This is a genomic window from Arthrobacter sp. 05L417 (genome assembly GCF_056397865.1).
Window position 1 is genome coordinate 12,915 of the sequence record NZ_JBFTOG010000036.1, and the last position, 16,843, is coordinate 29,757.

At 65.8% G+C, this 16,843-nt stretch carries 14 protein-coding genes; 10 read left to right on the top strand and 4 right to left on the bottom strand.

The features are described from left to right. Positions 1 to 6 precede the first annotated feature (6 nt). From AC1DJW_RS20710 to AC1DJW_RS20730, 5 genes are all read left to right on the top strand, one after another. Positions 7 to 630 (top strand): hypothetical protein, encoded by a 624-nt coding sequence (locus tag AC1DJW_RS20710; RefSeq protein ID WP_390281308.1) that lies wholly within the window; start codon positions 7 to 9, stop codon positions 628 to 630. A gap of 86 nt (positions 631 to 716) precedes the next feature. Then, positions 717 to 1,445 (top strand): YcnI family copper-binding membrane protein, encoded by a 729-nt coding sequence (locus AC1DJW_RS20715; RefSeq protein ID WP_476902370.1) that lies wholly within the window; start codon positions 717 to 719, stop codon positions 1,443 to 1,445. Between the two features lie 105 nt (positions 1,446 to 1,550). Further along, positions 1,551 to 2,183, top strand: coding sequence for a DUF4232 domain-containing protein (locus AC1DJW_RS20720; protein ID WP_284753133.1), 633 nt, complete (start codon positions 1,551 to 1,553; stop codon positions 2,181 to 2,183). Between the two features lie 52 nt (positions 2,184 to 2,235). Continuing rightward, entirely contained in the window at positions 2,236 to 7,263 is a 5,028-nt protein-coding gene (locus AC1DJW_RS20725) for a DNA glycosylase AlkZ-like family protein (protein ID WP_476902371.1), read from the top strand. Next, positions 7,256 to 8,176, top strand: coding sequence for an Fpg/Nei family DNA glycosylase (locus AC1DJW_RS20730; protein ID WP_476902372.1), 921 nt, complete (start codon positions 7,256 to 7,258; stop codon positions 8,174 to 8,176). The genes AC1DJW_RS20725 and AC1DJW_RS20730 overlap by 8 nt, the downstream gene beginning before the upstream one ends. Positions 8,177 to 8,252: 76 nt before the next feature. Here the strand turns inward: AC1DJW_RS20730 and yczE are convergent, their stop codons facing one another. Next, positions 8,253 to 8,873 (bottom strand): membrane protein YczE, encoded by a 621-nt coding sequence (gene yczE / locus AC1DJW_RS20735; protein WP_390281317.1) that lies wholly within the window; start codon positions 8,871 to 8,873, stop codon positions 8,253 to 8,255. A 59-nt stretch (positions 8,874 to 8,932) separates the two neighbouring features. Here yczE and yczR point away from each other — a divergent pair, with 59 nt between their 5' ends. After that, a complete protein-coding gene (yczR, locus tag AC1DJW_RS20740) occupies positions 8,933 to 10,417 on the top strand; it encodes a MocR-like transcription factor YczR (RefSeq protein WP_476902373.1) in 1,485 nt (494 codons plus the stop codon). A gap of 86 nt (positions 10,418 to 10,503) precedes the next feature. Here yczR and AC1DJW_RS20745 read toward each other — a convergent pair whose 3' ends face one another. Further along, a complete protein-coding gene (locus AC1DJW_RS20745; RefSeq protein ID WP_390281321.1) occupies positions 10,504 to 10,992 on the bottom strand; it encodes a DUF4188 domain-containing protein in 489 nt (162 codons plus the stop codon). A gap of 92 nt (positions 10,993 to 11,084) precedes the next feature. On the opposite strand from AC1DJW_RS20745, the gene AC1DJW_RS20750 reads away from it, so the two are divergent. Then, entirely contained in the window at positions 11,085 to 11,657 is a 573-nt protein-coding gene (locus tag AC1DJW_RS20750) for a TetR-like C-terminal domain-containing protein (RefSeq protein WP_476902374.1), read from the top strand. 100 nt (positions 11,658 to 11,757) lie between these two features. Here the strand turns inward: AC1DJW_RS20750 and AC1DJW_RS20755 are convergent, their stop codons facing one another. Beyond that, complete coding sequence (locus AC1DJW_RS20755; RefSeq protein WP_390281323.1) at positions 11,758 to 12,450, bottom strand: SRPBCC family protein; 693 nt, start codon at positions 12,448 to 12,450, stop codon at positions 11,758 to 11,760. Continuing rightward, positions 12,443 to 13,084 (bottom strand): ArsR/SmtB family transcription factor, encoded by a 642-nt coding sequence (locus AC1DJW_RS20760; RefSeq protein ID WP_476902375.1) that lies wholly within the window; start codon positions 13,082 to 13,084, stop codon positions 12,443 to 12,445. The genes AC1DJW_RS20755 and AC1DJW_RS20760 overlap by 8 nt, the downstream gene beginning before the upstream one ends. Before the next feature lie 152 nt (positions 13,085 to 13,236). Here AC1DJW_RS20760 and AC1DJW_RS20765 point away from each other — a divergent pair, with 152 nt between their 5' ends. The 3 genes from AC1DJW_RS20765 to AC1DJW_RS20775 all read left to right on the top strand — a co-directional run bounded on the left by AC1DJW_RS20765 (position 13,237) and on the right by AC1DJW_RS20775 (position 16,841). Then, the gene (locus tag AC1DJW_RS20765) at positions 13,237 to 15,033 is read left to right on the top strand and encodes an alkaline phosphatase family protein (RefSeq protein WP_476902376.1); all 1,797 of its coding nucleotides are present in this window, start codon (positions 13,237 to 13,239) and stop codon (positions 15,031 to 15,033) included. A gap of 80 nt (positions 15,034 to 15,113) precedes the next feature. After that, the gene (locus tag AC1DJW_RS20770; protein ID WP_476902391.1) at positions 15,114 to 16,076 is read left to right on the top strand and encodes an RluA family pseudouridine synthase; all 963 of its coding nucleotides are present in this window, start codon (positions 15,114 to 15,116) and stop codon (positions 16,074 to 16,076) included. Positions 16,077 to 16,400: 324 nt separating this feature from the next. Then, positions 16,401 to 16,841: an SRPBCC family protein gene (locus AC1DJW_RS20775; protein WP_476902377.1), complete on the top strand. Its 441-nt coding sequence runs from the start codon at positions 16,401 to 16,403 to the stop codon at positions 16,839 to 16,841. Positions 16,842 to 16,843 lie beyond the last annotated feature (2 nt).

Consider the following 16,843-nt stretch of genomic DNA (forward strand, 5'->3'; position numbering starts at 1 on the left):
GAACCCGTGCGCGCATCGCATGCCCGGACACCCTTCCATGCCATGCGTTCGGGCGCTCTGGCTATCGCCATTGTGGCCCTCGCGGCAGGGGCCCACGTCCTCTCCGGCGGCGCGCTTCCCGTGGCACCGGTATTGCTGGCCGTCCTCGCATTGACCGGGCTCGTCACGACTCTTGCCACCCGGTTCAAGCTCGGATTCCCGGCCATCGCCGCGCTTCTGGGAGCCGGCCAGCTGGTCCTGCACGAAGCCTTCACGGCGTTCGGCCCGCTTACCGTTCCGGCTCCGGGTTCACCGGCACACCACTTGGCGGCCGAACACCTCTCCCCGCCGCTGGGCGCTGAAACAGTACATTTTCACGAGGTCGACACTCCCCTCAGCTGGTTGATGCTGACCGGGCACGCCCTCGCCACTGCCGCTTCGGCATTGCTCCTGGCCAAGGGCGAGCAGGCACTGTGGCAGCTCGAGGCTTGGCTTCGTCCCCTCCTACAGCTCCTCCGACTGATCTTCAGGCCCGACGCCGGTAGCGGAGCTGTTGCGTTCAGCGCACCTCCGGTATTCATCCCCCGCCCGTGGCGGAACCTCAGGCAAGACAGCAGACGCGGCCCGCCCGCCGTCGTCGTACCCTCCTGACTCCGCCCGGCACCGCCTTCAACTGGTGACGGGCACATCCCCCGCACTTTGGCGCGCTTTCGCGCGCCCGTTGAAAGGCAACAACCATGAACAAGTCCTCACTCCGCCGTGCCCTCTCCGCTACCGCAATCGCGGGCGGCACCGCCGCACTGATGATGGCCGGGCTCGCAGGCGCATCCGCCCACGTCTCCATCAACCCGGACAAGACCACCGCCAACTCGTACGCGCTACTGACCTTCGGCGTCCCGCACGGCTGCGACACCTCGGGCACCACCAAGCTGACCATCAACCTCCCCGAGGAACTGACGGACGCCACGCCCACGGTGAACCCCAACTGGACGGTCGAGAAGGGGACGCAGACCCTGCCCGAACCCAAGAAACTGGCCGACGGCACATCCATCACCAAGCGCACCAGCCAGATCGTCTACACGGCCAAGGCCCCGCTGGACCCGCACTTGCGCGACGCTCTGGTCCTGTCCGTGAAGCTGCCCGACACCGCCGGCAAGACCCTCTACTTCCCGACGCTCCAGAACTGCGAGCAAGGGCAAACAAACTGGGCTGAAATCCCGAAGGACGGCCAGGACCCGCACTCGCTGAAGGCTCCGGCTCCGTCGGTGGCCGTCACAGCCGCGGAAACCGCCGCGGCTGGTGGTCACATGGCTGCTTCAATCTCCACAGAGCAAGCAGCTTCCGTTACCGACGACGGCTCGCAGGCACGCAGCTGGGCCGGCCTGATCGCAGGGGTGGCCGGGCTGGGGCTGGGCGGCGCGGCCTTCTTCCGCAGCCGTTCCGCCAAGGCTTCAGTGTCCAAGTAACGAGTCCGCTGGGTCGGCGTCCGGAACATTACGATCCGGACGCCAATCCGGCGACGCTGCCGCGCCGTAGTTGACTCCGGCAAATGACGACGAAATGCTGTGCGCATGACGAATATGCGAGTCAAGAACGGTCTCCTGCTCACAATGGCAGCAACCTCGTTATTCCTGCTCTCCAGCTGCGCCCAAAGCCAAGTCCAACCCTCGGGCACAGCCACGCCCAGCGACACGGCTTCGGCCTCGTCGTCACCCTCGGCCTCGAGCACTCCGACTTCAAGCGGTAGCGCCACACCATCGAGCTCCGGGACGACGGCATCCGGCGTCGCCCTCTGCAAAGCCGGCTCGCTGACGGCTTCTGTCGACTCCACCGGGGGTGGAGCGGCAGGCAGCGTCTACATGAAACTCATCCTCACCAACTCCGGTACGCAACCCTGTGTCCTCAATGGCTTCCCGGGCGTCTCACTCACGTCCGGACCCACGGGCGATCCGATCGGCGCGGCCGCCGCGCGCGACGACACCCAGCCTGTGACGGAAGTGGTCCTTGCTCCGGGGAAGGCCGGTTTCGCCCAACTCCGCTACACCCAGGCCGGCAACTACCCCGAATGCACCCAGGCACCTGCCGCGGGCTTCCGGGTCTACCCACCGGAGGACACTGCCTCGCTGTTCATCCCGCAGCAACGCACGGCCTGCAGCAACACCAATATCAACCTCCTGAGCGTCCAGGCGTTCCAGGCGGGGTAGGCGGTCTAGCCCTGAACCTTATTGTGTCGGTGCCGTGAGGCATGATGGAGGAATGCAGGAGCAGAAGCTACCGGGCGGTCCTGGCCGTACGGCCATGGACCGCTTCAGCCGTGCCACGCGCGAGTGGTTCCTCGGTGCTTTCTCCGCGCCCACACCTGCCCAGGACGGTGCGTGGAAGGCCATTTCTTCGGGATCGCACGCCCTCGTGGTGGCACCCACGGGTTCCGGCAAGACTCTCGCGGCATTCCTGTGGGCGCTGGACCGGCTCTTGTCCGTGTCCCCGGTTGCTTCCGCGGACGCCCTTCCGGGTCTTGAGGACCCACCCGCACGTGCCAAAGCTCCCAAGCGCAAGACCCGCGTCCTGTACATCTCACCCCTCAAGGCACTCGGCGTGGACGTTGAACGGAACCTCCGCTCGCCGCTGATCGGCATCACGCAGACCGCCAAACGGCTCGGGCTGCCGGCCCCCTTGGTGAGCGTCGGGGTCCGCTCCGGAGATACGACGACGGCGGACCGCCGCGCGCTGCTCAGCCACCCGCCCGACATCCTCATCACCACGCCCGAGTCCTTGTTCCTCATGCTGACGTCCAAAGCCCGGGAGACGCTCAGCGAGGTGGACACCGTAATCGTCGACGAGGTCCACGCAGTTGCAGGCACCAAGCGTGGCGCGCACCTCGCGGTGTCATTGGAACGGCTTGATGCGTTGCTGCCGAAACCCGCCCAGCGGATCGGCCTCTCGGCCACCGTGGAGCCGCGCGAGCTCGTCGCACAGTTCCTCGCCGGTTCGGCACCCGTGGAAATCGTCGCACCGCCGTCGCGCAAGAACTGGAACCTCAGCGTCAGCGTTCCTGTGGAGGACATGTCCGACCTGGCGGGAGCTGCGGGTGCCTTCGACTCCGGGCCGGCCTCCGGATTGCAACCTCAAGCGTCCATTTGGCCGCATGTTGAGGAGAAGATCGTTGATCTTGTCCTGTCGAAGCAATCCACCATTGTGTTCGCCAACTCCCGGCGCCTCGCGGAGCGACTCACAGCCCGGCTGAACGAGATCTACGCGGAACGCCAACTCATGGCGGTGGATGTGTTCTCTCTCCCGGCGGATTCAGTGGTGGACTCGGGGCCGTTCTCGGGGCTGCCGTCCTCGACGGCGACCCCCGCGCACATGATGGCCCAAGCTGGAAGCACGAGCGGCGCCGATCCGGTCCTGGCCCGCGCGCATCACGGTTCCGTATCCAAGGACCAGCGGGCACTCATCGAGGACGACCTCAAGTCCGGCCGGCTGCGGTGCGTTGTAGCCACGTCTTCCCTGGAACTGGGCATCGATATGGGCGCGGTGGACCTTGTTGTCCAGGTCGAGTCGCCGCCGTCGGTGGCGAGCGGGCTGCAACGGGTTGGCCGCGCGGGACACCAAGTGGGTGAGATTTCCGAAGGCGTACTCTTCCCCAAGCATCGGGCAGACCTCGTCCACACCGCGATCACCGTGGAGCGCATGCTGAGCGGCAAGATCGAACGCCTCCATGTTCCAGCCAATCCCTTGGACATCCTGGCCCAACAAACGGTCGCCGCCACCGCGCTGGGAAGCATCGATGTCGAGGAATGGTTCGCCACCGTGCGCCGCTCCGCTCCTTTCGCCACTTTGCCCCGCTCAGCTTTCGAAGCCACCCTGGACCTCCTGGCCGGACGGTATCCTTCGGACGAATTCGCCGAACTCCGGCCGCGCATCATCTGGGACCGGAATGCGGGCACCATCGAAGGCCGGCCGGGAGCACAGCGCCTTGCCGTGACCTCAGGCGGCACCATCCCGGACCGCGGGCTCTTCGGCGTGTACATCATCGGCACCGAGAGCGAGGGTTCCGGCTCCGGTTCTGGTTCCGGCCAGGCCGGTGGGGCGTCCGCACAGGAGCCCAGTCCGGCGTCGCGCGCTGCCAAAGGCGGCCGGCGCGTCGGCGAGCTCGACGAGGAAATGGTCTACGAATCACGCGTCGGGGACATCTTCGCCTTGGGTGCCACCAGCTGGAAAATCGAAGACATCACCCACGACCGTGTCCTCGTCTCGCCCGCCTTCGGGCAGCCCGGAAAACTCCCTTTCTGGAAGGGCGATTCCCTGGGCCGGCCGGTGGATCTCGGCCGCGCCCTCGGAGCATTCGTGCGCGAGCTCTCCGCTTCCGATCAAGGTCCCGCGCTGGAACGCTGCAAGGCCAGCGGGCTGGACGACTACGCCGCCGGCAACCTGCTCCAGTATCTGGGCGAACAGAAGCAGGCCACGGAAGTGGTCCCCAATGACCGGACGCTCGTGGTCGAACGGTTCCATGACGAACTCGGCGACTGGCGCGTGGTGCTGCACAGCCCCTTCGGCATGCCGGTCCACGCACCGTGGGCACTCGCCGTCGGGCAGCGCCTTCAGCAGCGCTACGGCCTGGACGGTTCCGCTATGGCCGCCGACGACGGCATCGTGCTGCGGGTGCCGATGATGGAAGACGAGCCTCCGGGGGCTGAGCTTTTCCTGTTCGATCCGGAGGAACTTGAGCAGATCGTGACGGCGGAGGTTGGCGGAAGTGCCTTGTTCGCCTCCCGCTTCCGCGAGTGTGCCGCGCGCGCTTTGTTGTTGCCGCGGCAGAATCCTGCGAAAAGGCAGCCGCTCTGGCAGCAACGGCAACGCTCGGCGCAATTGCTGGATGTCGCCAAGAAATACCCTTCATTCCCCATCGTCCTCGAAACCGTGCGCGAGTGTTTGCAGGATGTCTACGACCTCCCCGCGTTGAAAGACATTGCCGCCTCGATCGAACGCCGGGAACTGCGCTTGGTACAGACCACCACGCAGCAGCCATCCCCGTTCGCCAAGTCGCTGCTCTTTGGGTACGTGGCCCAGTACCTGTACGAAGGCGATTCCCCGCTCGCCGAACGCAGGGCCGCGGCTTTGGCCCTCGACTCCACGCTCCTGAACGAGCTCCTGGGCAGGGTGGAACTGCGCGAACTCCTGGACGCCAAGGTCATTGAGGCCACCGAGCTCGAACTCCAGCGGCTGGCGCCGGATCGGCAAGTCCGCGGCATGGAGGGAGTCGCGGACTTGCTGCGCCTGCTGGGCCCCTTGAGCGTCGAAGAAGTGGCTGCCCGATTGCAGCCCGAAGGAGTGGAGCCTTCCACGGATGGTTCCCCGGATCCGACGGCATCGCAACTGGTGGTCGAGTCGCATCGGGCCTCCGGAGCGCATCTGGCCGCATCGCATCTGGCTGCGCTGCGCAAGGCCAACCGCGCCCTCACGGTGACCCTCAGCGGTGTGGAACGATTCGCCGCCATCGAGGACGCCGCCCGGCTCCGGGACGCCATCGGCGTTCCGCTGCCCATGGGGGTGCCGCTCGCCTTCATCGAACCCGTCCACGATCCACTCGGGGACCTCGTCTCCAGTTACGCACGAACCCACGGACCCTTCACGGCCGAGGAAGCCGCTGCGAGGCTGGGACTGGGTGTCGCCGTCGTAAGCACTGCGCTCAAACGCCTGGCGGCGGACGGCCGCGTGGTGGAGGGCGAGTTCCGACCGCACCCGAGTGTGCCGGACACCGTTCCCAATGAGGGGACCGAACCCTTTGCGGAACCGGAACTCCAGGCTGTTCCGCCGAGCAGCGAATGGTGCGATTCCGAAGTGCTGCGCAAGCTCCGGCGTCGTTCGCTGGCCGCTCTGCGCGCCGAAGTGGAGCCGGTGGATGCTGCCGCGTACGGCAGGTTCCTGCCCTCTTGGCAAAACGTGTCCGCGCCCTCTGCCGGCCGCCCTGGTTCTTCTGGAGGCAGCGGCGCCCCGGCACTGCGAGGGCTCGACGGCATCATGACTGCCGTCGATCAGCTCTCCGGCGTGCCTGTTCCGGCGTCGGCGTGGGAGCCTTTGGTGCTGGCCAGCCGGATCTCGGACTACCAGCCGGCCATGTTGGACGAGCTCATGGCCGCTGGCGAAGTCTTGTGGTCCGGGGCCGGCTCGTTGCCGGGCAACGACGGGTGGATCAGCCTCCATGTGGCCGAAGCCGCGGAACTGACGCTCAACCCGGACCCTGATTTCGAGCCCGGCGATGCCCAGCTCCGCCTTCTGGAGTACCTGCAGAGCGGTGGGGGCGCCTATTTCTTCCGGCAACTCACCGAGGTTGCGGGCGGCATGGATGCTGTCCTCAGCGACGACGCCGTGGTGGCTGCCCTGTGGGATCTTGTCTGGGCTGGCCGCATCACTGGCGATACCTTCGCCCCTGTCCGCGCGATGATTGCCGGCGGCCGCACGGCGCACAAGCAGCCAGCCCGGCCGCCGCGGGCAAGATCCCTGCGCATGAGCAGGCTCGGCCGCTCGCATGGCACGGGCTTGATGGGGTCGCCGGGACTCACGGGCGGCCGCTACGGCTCGGTCACCGGAACAGCTCCGACTCCCCCGCTGGCCGTTGGCCGCTGGTCGGCGTTGCCGGCTCCTGAGCTAGACCCCACTATCCATGCGCGTGGCACCGCCGAACTCCTCCTCGACAGGTACGGCGTAGTGACCCGCGGCTCCGTCATGGTGGAGAACATCGTGGGCGGGTTCGGGCTGATGTACAAAGTCCTCGCGCGCCTCGAAGAAGCCGGACGCTGCCGCCGCGGCTACTTCATCGAGCACCTCGGAGCCGCCCAGTTTGCAGTGCCGGCGACTGTGGACCGTTTGCGTTCCTTCACCGAAGATGCCCAACTCGCCAAAGCCGAGCCTTTCGCTTTGGCCCTTGCCGCAACGGATCCCGCCAACCCGTACGGTGCGGCCCTCCCGTGGCCCGCGCTGGCCGTCGACGCCGGATCGGGTCACCGTCCTGGGCGGAAAGCAGGAGCCCTGGTGGTGATGGTCGACGGCGCTTTGGTTTTGTACGTCGAACGCGGCGGGAAGACCTTGCTGACCTTCAGCCATGACGACGCCGTCCTGGCGGCTGCCGCTGCGGCGCTTGTGGGAGTCGTGCGCCGGGGGGCAGTGGACAAATTGATCATGGAGAAAGTCAATGGCCATGACCTCTTGGACACCCCTGTGGCTTCTGCCCTTGCGGCTGCCGGGGCGTACTCCACGCCGAAGGGTTTGGGGATCCGTGCCTGAGGGCGACTCGATCTGGCGGGCCGCCGCGGAGTTGCACAAGGCCCTCGCTGGACAGAAACTTGTCTCCTCGGACTTCCGGGTACCCAGGTTTGCCACGCTTAACTTGGCCGGATGGACCGTGTCCGAGGTGGTGCCGCGGGGAAAGCACTTACTTATGCGCTTGTTGGAGCCGGCGGACGGTGGTTCCGCGGGGCCCGGCTCGGCGGCGGGTGGTTCGGCGGACGCTCGGGGCGCCGGGGCGGGTGGTTCGCCGGAGGCCGGACCACCCCGGCGAGGGCTGACCGTCCATTCGCACTTGAAAATGGAGGGAAGCTGGCAGGTCTATGCCCCCGGTGGCCGGTGGAGGAAACCCGGCCACACGGCCAGGTGCGTCCTCCGCACGGCGACGGCCGACGTCGTCGGCTTCTCCTTGGGAATCCTGGAAGTGATCCCGACCCCGGACGAGTCCCGGGTGGTAGGGCACCTCGGCCCGGACCTGCTCGGGCCCGACTGGGACGCGGAAGAGGCCGTTCGTCGGCTCCGGGCCGCGCCGGACACACCGGTCGGCGTCGCGCTGTTGGACCAGCGGAACCTTGCCGGTATCGGCAATATCTACCGTTGCGAGGCGTGTTTCCTGGCCGGGGTGCATCCAGCCGCTCCGGTATCTGCTGTGAAGGATCTGGCGGGGATGCTCGCGGACGCCAAGGTCCTGCTCGAAGCCAATCTGGGTCCGGGACCAAGGATCACGCGCGGCACCGCGTTCCCTGGAGTCCGGGGAACGCCCCGCTCCGGATACTGGGTGTACGGGCGGGAGAACCAGCCATGCCTTCGCTGCCGTACGCCCATCCGTCGTGGAGTGCTGGGACCGGCGTCGGGGTTGGAAGACCGGACCATCTACTTCTGCCCGGAGTGCCAGCCCAAATCGCCCGGCTGACGCTGCGGAAATTTCCTGACGCCCCCGGAATTCCGAGGGCGTCAGGAAATCAGCGAGTCGCCAGGAAGAACCCGCGTCACGGAACGGCCGGAACCGCTTCAGGGGCAGTCTGACGGGCCTTTTCCGGAACCGTGAACAGAGGCAACAACAACTGCACCAGGGGTCCGATGGCCAAGGCATAGACAACAGTTCCCGCGCCGACGGATCCGCCAAGCAGCCAGCCCACGCCAAGCACAACAACCTCGATCAACGTCCGGGACAAGCGCACCGACCAGCCAGTGCGGCGGGCAAGTCCCGTCATGAGTCCGTCGCGGGCGCCCGGGCCGAGGCGTGCGCCTATGTAGCAAGCTGAGGCGATGCCGTTGAGGACCACGGCGCCGGCGAGCATGGCGATCTGGCCACCCAGGTGCGAGAACGCAGGGATAAGGGCCAGGCCGATGTCCGCGAAGACACCCACCAGCACGGCGTTGGCGAGGGTTCCGAAGCCGGGCATCTGCCGCAGCGGGATCCAGAGGAGAAGGACCAGGAAGCTGACAACCACCACGACGGTGCCGATGCTCCACCCGATCTTCCCCGAGACGCCCTGGTGGAACACATCCCAGGGATCCAGGCCAAGGCCGGCCCGGATGAACATAGCCAGGGAGATCCCATACATCGCGAGGCCGATCAGGAGCTGGGTGATTCTGCGGGTCATCATGAAACAATGCTCCCGAAAACTGGCATTGCTTTCCATAGCCAGTTTGCAATACTGGTCTTATGCCCGGATCCCTGAACCCCACAGCCATGGCGCGTCTCCTCGGTCCGTGGAACACCGGCGCCGCTCCCGCCTATCGCGAGCTTGCCGACGTCGTGCGCCTTTTGGTCATGGACGGGCGTATCCCGCTCGATGTCGCGCTGCCCAGTGAGCGCGCGCTTGCCGTCACCCTGGGCGTCAGCCGGACCACTGTCACCGCCGCGTACGCCAGCTTGCGCGAGCAAGGATTCCTGAGCGGTGGCCAGGGCAGCCGGGGCCGAACGGGCATTCCGCACCGGACAGTTCCCGTCAGCGGACCGGGACTGGCCGTTCCGGATGGGATTCTTGATCTCGCCTATGCTTCGTTGCCGGCCACGGGTGAGGTGGTGCACCGGGCTTTCGCCGATGCGTTGATTGACCTCCCGGCACTGTTGCCCGGTTTTGGCTACGACGCGGTAGGCCTCCCGCCGCTCCGGGAAGCCATCGCGGACCGCTACACGGTAGCCGGCGTCCCCACCACGGCCGCGCAGATACTGGTGACTTCCGGGGCCCAGCACGCGCTGAACATCATCCTGAGGACCCTCGCCGGGCGGCAACAGAAGGTCCTCGTAGAGCATCCCAGCTACCCCAACGCGCTCGACGCAATCCGCGCTTCGGGCTCCCGCACGGTTCCGGTGCCGATGCCGCCTGCCGCGGAGCCGACGTCGGGCGGTGGAGTGGAGCCTACGTCGGGCGGCTGGGATATCGACGGCATGGTGGCGGCGATGCGCCATCAACGCCCGGCCATGGCCTACCTCGTGCCGGACTTCCACAACCCCACAGGGCGGATCATGTCCAACCTCCAGCGCCGCCGCCTGGTCCGCGAGGCGGCAGGGACGGGCACTGTCATCGTGGTGGACGAGACGCTGCGGGAGCTAAACCTCGACGCCGTCAGCACCTCGCCGCTCGCGGCGTTCAGTCCGGCGGTGGTGACTATCGGTTCGCTCAGCAAGTCCCATTGGGCGGGGCTCCGGACCGGGTGGATCCGTGCTGAAGAGGACCTGATCAGCCGCTTCGTGCAGACCCGGACGACGATGGACCTGGGCGGGCCCGTCGTCGAGCAATTGGCGGCGGCTCGGCTGCTCCGGGCCTTCACCGAACCGCTGGACGCCAGGCTTGCCGAGCTGCGGCGGAACCGGGAAGCGCTCCTCGGACTACTGGCCGAGCACCTGCCTGATTGGCACGTGGAACGGCCGCGCGGCGGGCTGACTGCTTGGTGCAGGTTGCCCACGCCGTCGAGTACCGCGCTCACCGTCGTCGCCCCGGACTTCGGCGTGCGATTGGCGGCAGGCCCTCGCTTCGGCGTCGGCGGAGCTTTTGAGCACTTCATGCGCGTCCCGTACACGCTAGCGCCGGCCCAGCTCGAGACGGCGGTGCTGGCACTGCGAGATGCCCAAGCCCGGATCGACGCATCGCCGCAACTCAGGAGGACCTTGAAAGCGCCCAAGGAGCCAGCCGCGGTCGCCTAAGTCCCGCCGTCGCCGTCGCCCCTCCCCCACCCAACTGGCTCGCATTTGTTGTCGTTTCGAGCCCTCAGAACGACAACAAATGCGAGTCAGTTGGGTTGCCCGGCACCCATGCGCTGCTTGGCAGTGTTGGTGCCCGGACCGACCGGGACATGCGAGGTTGCTTTGGCCAGGCCAAACTGCGGCATGCCGTTGTAGACCGCCTCAATTCCCGACGCCGGCACCTGATAGGTTTCGTGCCACACGCCAATGTCACCGCTTCCCGAGACTTCTTTCATGAAACGTCGCCACGGCCCCAAATGCGGCGAGTCCCTGTCCGCCGCAAATCGCCTCAGATGCTCGGGGCTCTCCCAATAGCTGAGGAGCATGGTGGTACGCCCGAACCACTGTTCGCAGCCGAGCATTCCGGACTCGGGATGTGCTGCGAGATGGCGAAGCATGGTGGGCATTGCCGATGCCACGCGCGCCACTTTGCCGATCTTCCACCAACGGTTGGCCCGCATTCCGATGAGGAAAACGGTCACCGACTCGCGCCCAGTGTCCGCCGTGAAGCGTCCCGGGAAGATTTCCTGTGCCATGTGAATCCTTCGGTCTGGGAACGGTAGCTCAAGTTCCGCTCATTGAGTTTAATAACGTTGTTACGAAACAATGTTATGAAACACTTGGAGGCATGGCAAGACCCATCGTTCATGACCAGCTCGTCCGGCAGCGGCTTCTTCAGGTGACGGCCGAACTCGTTGACCGGGATGGCCCCGCGCGGGTCACTCTCCGCGACGTTGCCGCGGCCGCCCAGACCTCAACCACGGCGGTCTACTCACTTTTCGGCGGCAAGGCGCAATTGCTGACGGCCGCCGTCGACGACGGATTCCGCTCGTTCGGCGACTCGCAACGGCTCGCCGAAAGCGGTGGGCTCCGAGGCTTGGGGCTCGCCTACCGTTCCTGGGCACTGGAACACCCGGCCTTGTACCGGCTCATGTTTGGTGGCGCACTTGCCAGCTATGTGGACTGCAGCCCGACGCCGGCAGTCGCCTCGGAAGCCATGCTTCCCCTCATGGAGGCGGTGACCGCCGCGCAGAAAGCGGGGACCGTCCGCGCCGCCGAGGCCACGATGATCGCCATGTCCATCTGGGGACAGGTCCACGGACTGGTCAGCCTGGAGTTGGCGAACATGGAAGAACCCGGAACCGATTGGGAAGGGATCTACGACGCGGCGTTGGGTGCCGTGGCGCGAGGCTGGCAATGACGCCCGAATTGCCGTGCGACGCGCAGACGGCCTGAGGACTCCGGAATTCCGTAGTCGTCAGACCATCTGCGTGTCGGCCAGCTTTTTGCGAGTCGCAGTTCTAGGCGTACACCTTCTCCAGGAACCCACCCCAGGCCTTCGCGGTCAATTCGGAATCGCTGCTGCCGCTGAAATCGTGCACCGTCATGCCCACGGGTGCTCCGAAGGAGTTGCGGCCGAAGAAGCGGTAGAGCGTGTCGGCCGTCCGTAGGCCCAGGAAGTGCTGGTTGGAGAAGTCGAGCTCTCCGCTCAGCCGGCCCACGCCGTCGACGTCCACCTCAACCGTCGAACCCTGCGCAACGCCGTCCACGCCGAGGGCCTTCTTCAGTTGCACGAAACCGTCGGGTGTCTGCGAGGCCGCAGGGCCCTGGATATCCGTGAAGACCACGGGCTTGCCGTCAAAGTACTGAAGGTACTGGCCCAGGGTGTGCAGGTAGAACTCGGTGTGCTTGCTGGCGCCGTCGTACTGCCCCTCCCAGTTGTCCGCGAAGATGCCGCTGTGGACATAGTGCAGCTTGGCCCGGCCGCCGTCGAGCGGTTCGAGCACGTGCTCCAGCTGGTTGAACCAGCCGTCCGGCCCGTCCATCCGGGTCACAAGGTGGCTGGGGTACTCGTCCACGGTTTTCACGGCCGGCCACTGATCCGTGGGAAACATCCACGCCGAGGTGTCCTGGGTGACAGCCTGCCAGACCCGTTCAGGAGTGCCGGGCAGTTCGGTGTCGGCCACGATTTCGAATTCACGGTTGTCAGTCATTATCCTGTTCCTTTTCTGGAAAGTGCTGCGTGTTTGTCTTGAGTGCGGGATGGAGTACGACGACGAGCCGGTGGTTGCGTGCGCCGCTCGCTGTTTCGGTCGAAGCACCGGTTCCGCCGTCGTGGTATTTGTCCACAAGCCGCGTCACCGCGACGCCGAGCTCCTCGGCAAAAGCGGCGCGGTCCGACGCCGATCGGAAGGTGATTTCGCCGTCGATCGCGAAGCTCGCAAGCTTTTTCTTGGCCGCGGCCGCGCCCCCTATCAGTTTGCCCATCTCCTGGACCGTCCGGGCCGCGAGGGCCAGGAGCCAGAAGGCGGAAAAGCGGTCCGAGAAGCGTCGGGGATCCGGCGCCACGGACGCAAGTGCCACCGGCGAGATCAGGTACGACGCCGCCGTCGCGCGCAAAACGCGTTCGGTGACGTTGCCCTTCTTCCGTTCCTCCACGAGCTCGACGAGTCCATGCCGTTCGAGGGCCTTGAGGTGGTAGTTGACCTTCTGACGTGGCAGGCCCACCTTAACGGCCAGCTGCGTGGCGGAACCGGGCTCGGCCAGTTCCTGCAGGATGCGGGTGCGGATCGGGTCCAGCGACGCTTCCGCCGCGGCGGGATCCTCGATCACTTCGATGTCCAACATGCCTCTATTCTGCCTACCGACAACTTTTATTGTCAATAACTTTTTTCTCGTCGGAAAGTTGCTGGCGCCGTCTTGCGGGACGCCGTACCGGCCTGTACCGCAGCGGTCAACCAAGGAGTACCCTGCGGGTATCACTGTCCGCGAGGTGCAAGATGACGTTCAACAGTCCGCCCGCTGAGTCCGGAGCCGATCGGCCACTCAGGCGTCGCAAAGGGCGTATCCGGGCTTGGGCGTTGCGGCGTCCGGCCCTCGCTGCCTTGTCCGTCGTCGCGGTCATCGCACTTGTGGGCGCTACCGTCTTTTTCGGCGCCTTTTGGTCCCGGACGTTGGTGGCGGCCGGCACTGGGGCCGGCGGTGGGGCCGGCGCCGCGGCAGGGGCTCGCGCCGGCGCCGGCGCCGCTGCAGCCTCGGCTGGGGCCGGCACGTCCGCGGTGGATACAGGGATTTCGAAGATCCAAGATGTCATCGTCATCATGCAGGAGAACCGCTCGTTCGACAGCTACTTTGGCACCTTCCCCGGAGCGGACGGCATACCTGTGCAGAACGGTGCCCCCGCGGTGTGCGTTCCCGATCCGGCCAGCGGATCCTGCGTGAAACCGTACTACGACCCCTCCGACCGGAACTCCGGTGGCCCGCACAGCCAGAGCAATGCCACGGCGGACATCGACGGCGGGAAAATGGACGGCTTCATCGCCCAGGCCGAGAAAGCCTCGAACAACTGCGCACCGAACGCCCCAGCCTGCGCGGGCGGCAACCAAAGCGACGTGATGGGCTACCACGACGCGCGTGATCTGCCCAACTACTGGGCGTATGCCAGGGACTTCACCTTGCAGGACCACATGTTCGAACCCAACGCCTCCTGGAGCCTGCCCGAGCACCTATACATGGTCTCGGAATGGTCGGCCAAATGCAGCCGCGCGGGCGATCCACAATCCTGCGTAAACGCCCTCCAGAATCCGGGCAGTCCGCCGGACTTTACCACCTCGATCCAGTCCACCCTCATCGGCAAATGCCGGGCCGGCCTGCAGAACAAGGCCTGCCAGGATGCACTCGCTGCTGCCGGGATCACACCGGACATTGCCATGCAACTGCACACACTCATCACGCAAAACTGTGCCGGCTCCGATTCCTACACGACTTGCCAGGCCGCGATCGACAAAGCAACCTTCCCCGAAGCGCTCAAGCAAAAGCTGCTGGCCGCCGCCAATCTGCTTGCTCCGCCTGACTACGCTTGGACCGATCTGACCTACCTGTTGCACAAACAGAACGTGCCCTGGGCGTACTACGTCTTCAACGGCACCGAGCCCGACTGCCAAGATGACGCGGCCATATCCTGCGCTCCCGTAGCCCAGAACGCGAAGACACCGGGCATTTGGAATCCGCTACCGTACTTCGACACCGTGAAGCAGGACGGCCAGCTAGGCAACGTCCAGTCCCTCACCAACTTCTATACCGCCGCCAAGAAGGGCACGCTGCCTGCCGTGAGCTGGATCGACCCCACCGGATCCGTGAGCGAGCACCCCCCGGCGTTGATCAGCACCGGGCAGGCCTACGTCACGGGCCTCATCAATGCCGTCATGTCGGGCCCGGACTGGAATAGCACCGCCATTTTCCTCTCGTGGGATGACTGGGGCGGTTTCTACGACCACGTCACCCCGCCCACCGTGGACCAAAACGGCTACGGACTCCGTGTCCCTGGAATCGTCATCAGCCCCTACGCCAAACAGGGCAACATCGACCACCAGATCCTCAGCCACGACGCATACGCCAAGTTCATCGAAGACGACTTCCTCCACGGCCAACGCCTCGACCCGGCCACCGACGGGCGGCCAGATTCCCGGCCGGATGTCCGGGAGAACAACCCCCAACTTGGCAACTTGGTGAACGACTTCAACTTCAACCAACAGCCCATCAAGCCCGTCATTTTGCCAGGCGGCACAACGTACTGAGCGTGCGGGTGTGCCACCTACAGGCGATGGGGCGCCAGACACGACGGGCCTTGAGGCAGCCCCGGTAGAATGGACCGGTGATGCAATCCCCCCTTCCCGTGCGCGACGGCGTCAACGCCACCCGTCTGCGCCTTCCGGACGAGGGGCCGTGGGATACCGCGATGGACTACATGATGCACCGCTGGGGCCATATCGACCCCCAGGGCATCGAGGACAGGTTCGACGCCGGTGAAATCGTCGGCGAGGGCGGGGCGCCCCTTGACCGCCGCACCCCCCTCGAAGAACACACCTTCATTTGGTACTACCGCACCCTCCCACCTGAGACCCGGCTGCCGGTGGAGATCAAAATCCTTCACCAGGACGAGCACCTCCTGGTCGTCGACAAGCCCCACTTCCTGCCCACCACTCCGGGCGGAACCTACATCCAGGAATCCGCGCTCGTCCGGCTCCGGAACCAGCTGGACCTGCCGGACCTCATCCCGATGCACCGGCTCGACCGAATGACCGCCGGCGTATTGCTGCTCTCCACCAACCCCGAGACCCGCGGCAAGTACCAGGTGCTTTTCGAAAAACGGCAGGTGCAAAAGGAGTACGAGTGCGTCTCCGCGGCGGCACCCGCCGCAGGCTTTCCCGCCGTCGAATTCCCCGCCGTCGTGCGCAATCGCATGACAAAATCCCGCAGCTACCTCCTCGCCGAGGTGATCGACGGCGAACCCAACGCAGAAACCCGCATTGAGCTGCTGAGAACGTTCGACGGCGGCGCTCACGACGGCGGCGCTCACGACGGCGGCGCCGCCCGCCGAGCGCTGTACCGGCTTGAGCCCCACACCGGCAAGACCCACCAGCTTCGCGTGCACATGGCTTCGCTCGGGCTGGGAATCGTGAACGACGCGTTCTACCCCGAACTCCTGGACAAGGCCCCGGACGACTACTCCAAGCCGCTGCAATTGCTCGCTCGCGGCATCCGCTTCGTTGACCCCATCAGCAAACAGTCCGTGGAATACCGGAGCCGCCTTGAGCTAAGCGAAGCCCACCCCGCCTGACGCCCCCTCCAAACCCTCGCTCACCTGTGGCGCCCTTTCCCGGGACGCTCGCTCACCAATGGCGCCCTTTCCCGAAACCCTCGCTCACCAGTGGCGCCCTTTCCCCAAACCCTCGCTCACCAAAATGAGGAACATGTTCAGCTTGGGGTCACATCTGAGCGAGCGCCCGGCCAAAAACCCACATATCTGAGCGAGCGTCGGTATCCAGCGCGGGGCGGGGAAACAGCGGCTCGGTTCCACGTTGCCCGCCGGATCGGGCGTATATGCTCAGTCTTGCCGGCCCGATGACCGCGGGCGGAGTTCGGTCTCGCGAAAAGGAACCACATGGCCCACGCTGAAAACGAAGTCTCGATCAACCGCCCCGCAAACGACGTCTACGCCTTCTTGGCGAACGGGTTGAACAATACGCTGTGGCGTCCGACAGTTAAAACCGTCGCCCTCGCAAGCGGGGAAGCAGGCAACCAGGGGGCCGTGTACTCCCAGACGATGGCAGGCCCCGGTGGCCGCACGATCGCCGGCGACTACGAGATCACCGCGGCCCAGCCGGGCAAGCGACTCGATTTCCAGGTCATTGCCGGCCCGGCCCGCCCAACAGGATCCTTCACGCTGAACGACAACGACGGCGGCACAACCGTACGCTTTACCTTGGATCTCCAACCCAAGGGCTTCATGAAGCTCATGGGGTCGATGATCACCAAGACCATGGAGGTGGAAGTCGGACAGCTCGGACAGCTGAAGTCCGTGCTTGAGGCGCAGTCCGCCTAACC

Excerpts from the sequence above, each read along its gene's own strand:
- AC1DJW_RS20760 (WP_476902375.1), bottom strand. The coding sequence starts at position 13,084 with ATGTTGGACATCGAAGTGATCGAGGATCCCGCCGCGGCGGAAGCGTCG.
- yczR (WP_476902373.1), top strand. The coding sequence starts at position 8,933 with ATGCCCGGATCCCTGAACCCCACAGCCATGGCGCGTCTCCTCGGTCCG.
- AC1DJW_RS20725 (WP_476902371.1), top strand. The coding sequence starts at position 2,236 with ATGCAGGAGCAGAAGCTACCGGGCGGTCCTGGCCGTACGGCCATGGAC.
- AC1DJW_RS20750 (WP_476902374.1), top strand. The coding sequence starts at position 11,085 with ATGGCAAGACCCATCGTTCATGACCAGCTCGTCCGGCAGCGGCTTCTT.
- AC1DJW_RS20745 (WP_390281321.1), bottom strand. The coding sequence starts at position 10,992 with ATGGCACAGGAAATCTTCCCGGGACGCTTCACGGCGGACACTGGGCGC.
- AC1DJW_RS20770 (WP_476902391.1), top strand. The coding sequence starts at position 15,114 with ATGCAATCCCCCCTTCCCGTGCGCGACGGCGTCAACGCCACCCGTCTG.
- AC1DJW_RS20775 (WP_476902377.1), top strand. The coding sequence starts at position 16,401 with ATGGCCCACGCTGAAAACGAAGTCTCGATCAACCGCCCCGCAAACGAC.
- AC1DJW_RS20720 (WP_284753133.1), top strand. The coding sequence starts at position 1,551 with ATGACGAATATGCGAGTCAAGAACGGTCTCCTGCTCACAATGGCAGCA.
- AC1DJW_RS20755 (WP_390281323.1), bottom strand. The coding sequence starts at position 12,450 with ATGACTGACAACCGTGAATTCGAAATCGTGGCCGACACCGAACTGCCC.
- AC1DJW_RS20765 (WP_476902376.1), top strand. The coding sequence starts at position 13,237 with ATGACGTTCAACAGTCCGCCCGCTGAGTCCGGAGCCGATCGGCCACTC.
- yczE (WP_390281317.1), bottom strand. The coding sequence starts at position 8,873 with ATGATGACCCGCAGAATCACCCAGCTCCTGATCGGCCTCGCGATGTAT.
- AC1DJW_RS20715 (WP_476902370.1), top strand. The coding sequence starts at position 717 with ATGAACAAGTCCTCACTCCGCCGTGCCCTCTCCGCTACCGCAATCGCG.